4 protein-coding genes are annotated in these 5,238 nt (G+C 50.8%); 2 read left to right on the top strand and 2 right to left on the bottom strand.

Going from position 1 to position 5,238, the window contains the following annotated elements; translation table 11 throughout:
* Positions 1 to 884 (top strand): peptidoglycan-binding protein (locus Q0231_RS12985; RefSeq protein ID WP_299347995.1); only part of this gene is annotated, 884 nt, incomplete at its 5' end.
* A 15-nt stretch (positions 885 to 899) separates the two neighbouring features.
* Positions 900 to 2,069, top strand: a complete 1,170-nt coding sequence (locus tag Q0231_RS12980; RefSeq protein ID WP_299347993.1) for a DUF459 domain-containing protein — start codon at positions 900 to 902, stop codon at positions 2,067 to 2,069.
* Between the two features lie 68 nt (positions 2,070 to 2,137).
* Here Q0231_RS12980 and Q0231_RS12975 read toward each other — a convergent pair whose 3' ends face one another.
* On the bottom strand, positions 2,138 to 3,565 hold the full coding sequence (locus tag Q0231_RS12975; protein WP_299347992.1) for a glutamate synthase subunit beta: 1,428 nt from the start codon (positions 3,563 to 3,565) through the stop codon (positions 2,138 to 2,140).
* A 14-nt stretch (positions 3,566 to 3,579) separates the two neighbouring features.
* On the bottom strand, positions 3,580 to 5,238 hold a 1,659-nt coding region (locus tag Q0231_RS12970; RefSeq protein ID WP_299347990.1), incomplete at its 5' end, for a glutamate synthase-related protein.

Here is a 5,238-nt window from a genome sequence, read left to right as displayed (position 1 = left end):
GAGTTGATCCATACATGTTGGCAGCCATTTGGGGTGTTGAGACCGATTATGGTGCGATCATGAATAATGATCGCTATTTCAAACCAGTTTTGCGCTCGCTGTTTAGCCTGGTGCATCAAAGGCGTGGTCGGGTAAAGCTGGACGAAGCCGAGCTGATTGCCGCACTAAAGATTTATGCGCGCGGCGAGGCACCAGCGTCTGGCTTAAAGGGCTCATGGGCGGGTGCACTTGGTCATTTGCAGATTATGCCAAGTGCTTTCCTGACCCATGGAACGGATTTTGATGGGGATGGCAAACGCGACCCGCACGGCTCATTAGGCGATGCGTTAGCGTCTAGCGCAAAATGGCTATTGGGTGTTGGTTATCAGCCGGGCCAAGATTGGGGATATGAAGTCGATCTTCCAAAAGGGTTTGACTATATGTTGGCTGGCCGAACTCAATTACGACCCATTTCTTTTTTTGCAGAGCGTGGCGTTACAAGGGTCAAGCGGCGCAAATTTGGGGATTTGGACGAGCAGGTCTTTTTATATGTGCCAGCTGGGGCCGGTGGGCCTAAATTTTTGATGACACAAAATTATTTGGCACTCAAGGGCTATAACTTTGCGGATTCTTATGCGTTGGCAGTCGCCCATTTGACGGATCGACTTAAAGGGGCGGGGCCATTTGTGAACAGTTGGCCCCGGCAAGCAAAATTCCTAAATCGTCAGCAAAGGATAGAACTGCAAAAGCGATTGATGAAGCTTGGTTTTTACGCCGATAAACTGGATGGACGCTTTGGTCCAATTAGCCAAGATGCACTGCGGCAATGGCAAAAACGCCACGGGCACTTAGCAGATGGCTTTGCCACGATTGGTGTCTATAATAGTGTCATGAATTCTAACTGATTTGCGATCTGTTTAATGGCCCGGATACTTCGAATCACATTGTTGTTTTTGCTGATTTTGGCACCACTTACGTTGCCAACGTGGGGCAACGTTGTGTTTGCGCAAGATCGCATTGAAGTTGCACAGGCGGAGAAACCAAAGAAACGCTCGCTGTTTGATGTGCTGTTTGGTCGAAACAAATCCGCAAAGGAAAAAGCGGCGCCACCCAAAAAAACGACAACCAAACGGAAGTCGTCACCTAGCATCACAACAGTGCCGGTGATCAAAATGATAGAGAAGGAACCCGATGCAAAGGTTCTTCTGGTGGTTGGCGATAGTTTGGCGATTGATTTGGCCAAGGCACTGGACCGCTTTTATGCCAAGGAAACCCAATTGGCGATTGTCAGCAAAGGCGTGGGGTCTTCAGGTTTTGTGCGGGACGATTATTTTGATTGGAACGCTGCGATTGATGACTATTTGGCGACCTTAAAGTTCGATCTGGTTGTGGTCGCAATTGGGATTAATGACCGCCAAGAGATTAAGTCCGCAGAAGGGCGATTTGAACCGCTGACTGATGGATGGCGTGTAGAATATGAGCGACGGTTGAACCTGTTCTTGCGCAAGCTCAGCGACGCCAAAAAACCTGTCGTTTGGATGGGGTTGCCGCCCATGAGCAAAACCTCTTATTCAAAATCCATGAGCCAAATAACATCCCTTCATCGGTTGGCGGCCTTTGCTAATGGGGCGGATTATGTGGATATTTACGAACGATTTGCGAATGAAGAGGGCGGTTATACGTCTTATGGACCAGACTTAAATGGGCAAAATGTTTTGATGCGCAAGAGTGATGGTATCCATCTTTCGTCTGCGGGTAGTGACAAGGCAGCATTCTTTATCGATAAAATGATTCAACAATATTATCGTGGCGGCGAGATCAGCATTGCGGTGGTGGATCCGCTGGTTGGCACTGACGCTTTTGATATGTTGCGACCACCTTTTCAAGGCATTGCGCAAATTCGCAAGCTAGAACTGGCAGGGGCGGTGCGAGAACTGGGCGAAGTTCGCCGGTCTAGTGGCGAATTGGTTCTGGCCACGACACCGCAACAACAACCTTTACCGCTCGAACAAATGTTTGTTGCCCCTCAAGGCCGGGCAGATGCCTTTGGGGTTGGCGAAGTCGCGGAAACGGACGCGCCGCAAGAATAAAAAAAGCCAGCATCGATGGGGTCACATTGATGCCGGCTTTTGCCAAGTCATTCGCACTGATTGTGGGTTCAGCGCGGCAGACTTGTTTTTCCCATGAGATCAAAGTCAATCGAGCGTGCGGCCTGTCGGCCCTCGCGGATTGCCCACACCACCAAGGACTGGCCCCGGCGCATGTCTCCTGCAGCGTAAACACCGTCCACGCTTGTTTTATAGGATATGGTATCGGCAAAGAGATTTTTACGTGGATCTAGGTCCGCGCCCAACTCTTCCAGCATGCCTTCAAAAACAGGATGTGCAAAGCCGATCGCCATAAGCACCAAATCTGCTTTCAAAATGAACTCGCCGCCATCAACCGGTTTGCGTGCTTTGTCAACGCGGGAGCATTTGACGCCGTTCACATGACCCATTTTGTCGGCCATGATCTCAAGCGTTGCTGCTTGAAACTCTCGGTTTGCGCCTTCAGCTTGCGATGATGAGGTGCGCATTTTGATGGCCCAGTTAGGCCACGATGTCAGTTTGTCTTCTTTTTCAGGTGGCTGAGGGCGAATATCAAGTTGGGTGACAGAAACAGCACCCTGACGGAATGATGTACCCACACAGTCAGACGCTGTGTCCCCACCACCGATAACCACAACTTTTTTACCCGTCGCAAGGATCGGATCAAGATCGTCGACATTCTCGCCGCCATTGCGTTTATTTTGCTGAACCAAAAACGGCATCGCATAGTGGACGCCAACCAGTTTCTCGCCCTCACAACCCGGGTCACGCGGATGCTCTGAACCGCCGCACAAAAGAACGGCATCGTGGTTGCTTTTTAGGTTTTCAACTGTGCGCGTTACGCCGATATTTTCATTGTAGTGGAAGGTAACACCTTCGGCTTCCATCTGTTCGACGCGGAAGTCGATATGGCTTTTTTCCATCTTGAAATCTGGAATGCCATAGCGGAGCAGTCCACCAGCTTTTGCTTCGCGCTCAAAAAGATGCACTTCGTGACCGGCGCGCGCCAATTGTTGGGCGGCAGCCAGACCCGCAGGGCCTGAACCGACTATGGCGACTTTTTTGCCGGTTTTCTTTTTGGCAGGTTGTGGTTTGATCCAGCCGTTCTTAATCGCGCGGTCGGCAATGGTTTGCTCAACCGTTTTGATGGTGACTGGTTGGTCTTCCAAGTTTAGCGTACAAGCCTCTTCACAAGGGGCGGGGCAAATGCGGCCCGTGAATTCGGGGAAGTTGTTCGTCGAGTGCAAGTTTAACGCAGCGCGTTCCCAATCACGTTGATAAACCAAATCATTCCAATCAGGAATTTGGTTGTTTACGGGGCAACCGGTATCGCCGTGGCAATAGGGGATGCCGCAATCCATGCAACGAGATGCCTGACGCACAATTTCGCCCTCGGTGAGCGGAACCGTGAATTCATTATAGTGCCGAATGCGGTCTGATGCTGGTTCATACCGTGCTTCTTGGCGATCAATTTCGAGAAAACCTGTGTGCTTACCCATCTTGCTTTCTCCTTTTACGCTTTGGCCGAAGATTGCTGGTTTTTTTGCTGTTCCATCTCAAGGATGGCACGGCGATATTCAACCGGCATGACTTTGACAAATTTGCCCCGATAATTTTCCCAGTCGTCAAGAATGTCCTTGGCGCGAGTTGAACCGGTGTAGTGCAAATGGTTTGAAATCAGTTGATATAAACGCTCGTCATCGTGCTTGGTCATGTCGCCTGAAATGTCGACGCGACCGTGCCATTCGATGTCGCCACCGTGGTGGTGGTGTTCGCGCATCAATTCTTCTTCTTCAAGCACGGGTTCGATGTCCACCATTGCAAGGTTGCAACGAGACCGGAAGGTTTGGTCTTCATCCAAAACATAAGCGACGCCGCCGGACATGCCCGCTGCAAAATTTCGCCCCGTTTCGCCGATCACAACAACAATGCCGCCGGTCATATATTCACAACCGTGATCGCCTGTGCCTTCAACAACCGCAACAGCGCCTGAATTGCGCACTGCAAAACGTTCGCCAGCGATGCCGCGGAAATAGCATTCTCCAGATACCGCGCCATAAAGCACTGTGTTGCCAACAATGATTGCGTTTTCAGGCACGATGTTGGTGTTTTCTGGAGGGCGTACCACAATGCGGCCACCTGAAAGGCCTTTGCCCACATAGTCGTTGGCTTCACCCACAAGATCAAAGCTTACGCCATTCATCAAAAATGCACCAAAGGCTTGGCCCGCGATGCCCTTAAGGTTCACAGCGATTGTGTCCTCTGGCAATCCTTCAAGACCATATTTTGACGCTACAGCGCCAGAAAGCATAGCACCTGCCGAGCGATTTTTGGATTTGATATCGATATCAAACTTAACTGCTTCGCCGCTTTCAAGCGCCTTGGACGCCTTCTCAATTATTGTGCGGTCAAGTACCTCTTCAAGTTCGTGGTCTTGAACTTGAGAGTGGTAGTATGTGTCATCGCCCACAAGTTCGGGCTTGTGGAACAATTTGGTGACATCAATCCCTTGGGCTTTCCAATGACCGTCCGAACGTTTCTGTCCAAGCAGATCTGACCGGCCAACCAATTCATTGATGGTGCGTGCGCCCATATCTGCCATGAGTTGGCGAAGTTCTTCAGCGACATAGAAGAAGTAATTGATCACGTGCTCTGGCGTGCCTTTAAAGCGCTTACGCAACACGGGGTCCTGTGTGGCAATACCAACCGGGCAAGTGTTGAGATGGCATTTGCGCATCATCAAGCAACCCGCTGCAATTAATGGGGCAGTGGCAAAACCAAACTCGTCAGCGCCCAAAAGCGCACCGATCAAAACATCACGACCGGTTTTAAAGCCGCCATCTACTTGCAACGCCACACGAGAGCGTAGGCGGTTGAGCACCAAGGTTTGGTGCGTTTCTGCCAAACCGATTTCCCAAGGGGAGCCCGCATGTTTGAGCGAAGTGAGAGGAGAAGCACCCGTGCCGCCATCAAATCCAGAGATCGTGATGTGGTCAGCATGCGCCTTTGCCACCCCAGCCGCAACGGTTCCCACGCCCAGCTCCGATACGAGCTTAACTGAGATGTCTGCTTTTTCGTTGACGTTTTTCAGATCGTAGATCAGCTGTGCTAAATCTTCGATTGAATAAATGTCGTGGTGGGGCGGTGGAGAAATTAGACCAACGCCTGGTGT

Origin of the sequence: uncultured Maritalea sp., assembly GCF_937139385.1 — a bacterium.
In the GTDB taxonomy this organism is placed as follows: domain Bacteria; phylum Pseudomonadota; class Alphaproteobacteria; order Rhizobiales; family Devosiaceae; genus Maritalea; species Maritalea porphyrae_A.
This window is presented reverse-complemented; position numbering and strand designations above follow the sequence as displayed.

Coding starts and splice junctions, on each gene's coding strand:
- Q0231_RS12980 (WP_299347993.1), top strand. CDS start 900: ATGGCCCGGATACTTCGAATCACATTGTTGTTTTTGCTGATTTTGGCA.
- Q0231_RS12975 (WP_299347992.1), bottom strand. CDS start 3,565: ATGGGTAAGCACACAGGTTTTCTCGAAATTGATCGCCAAGAAGCACGG.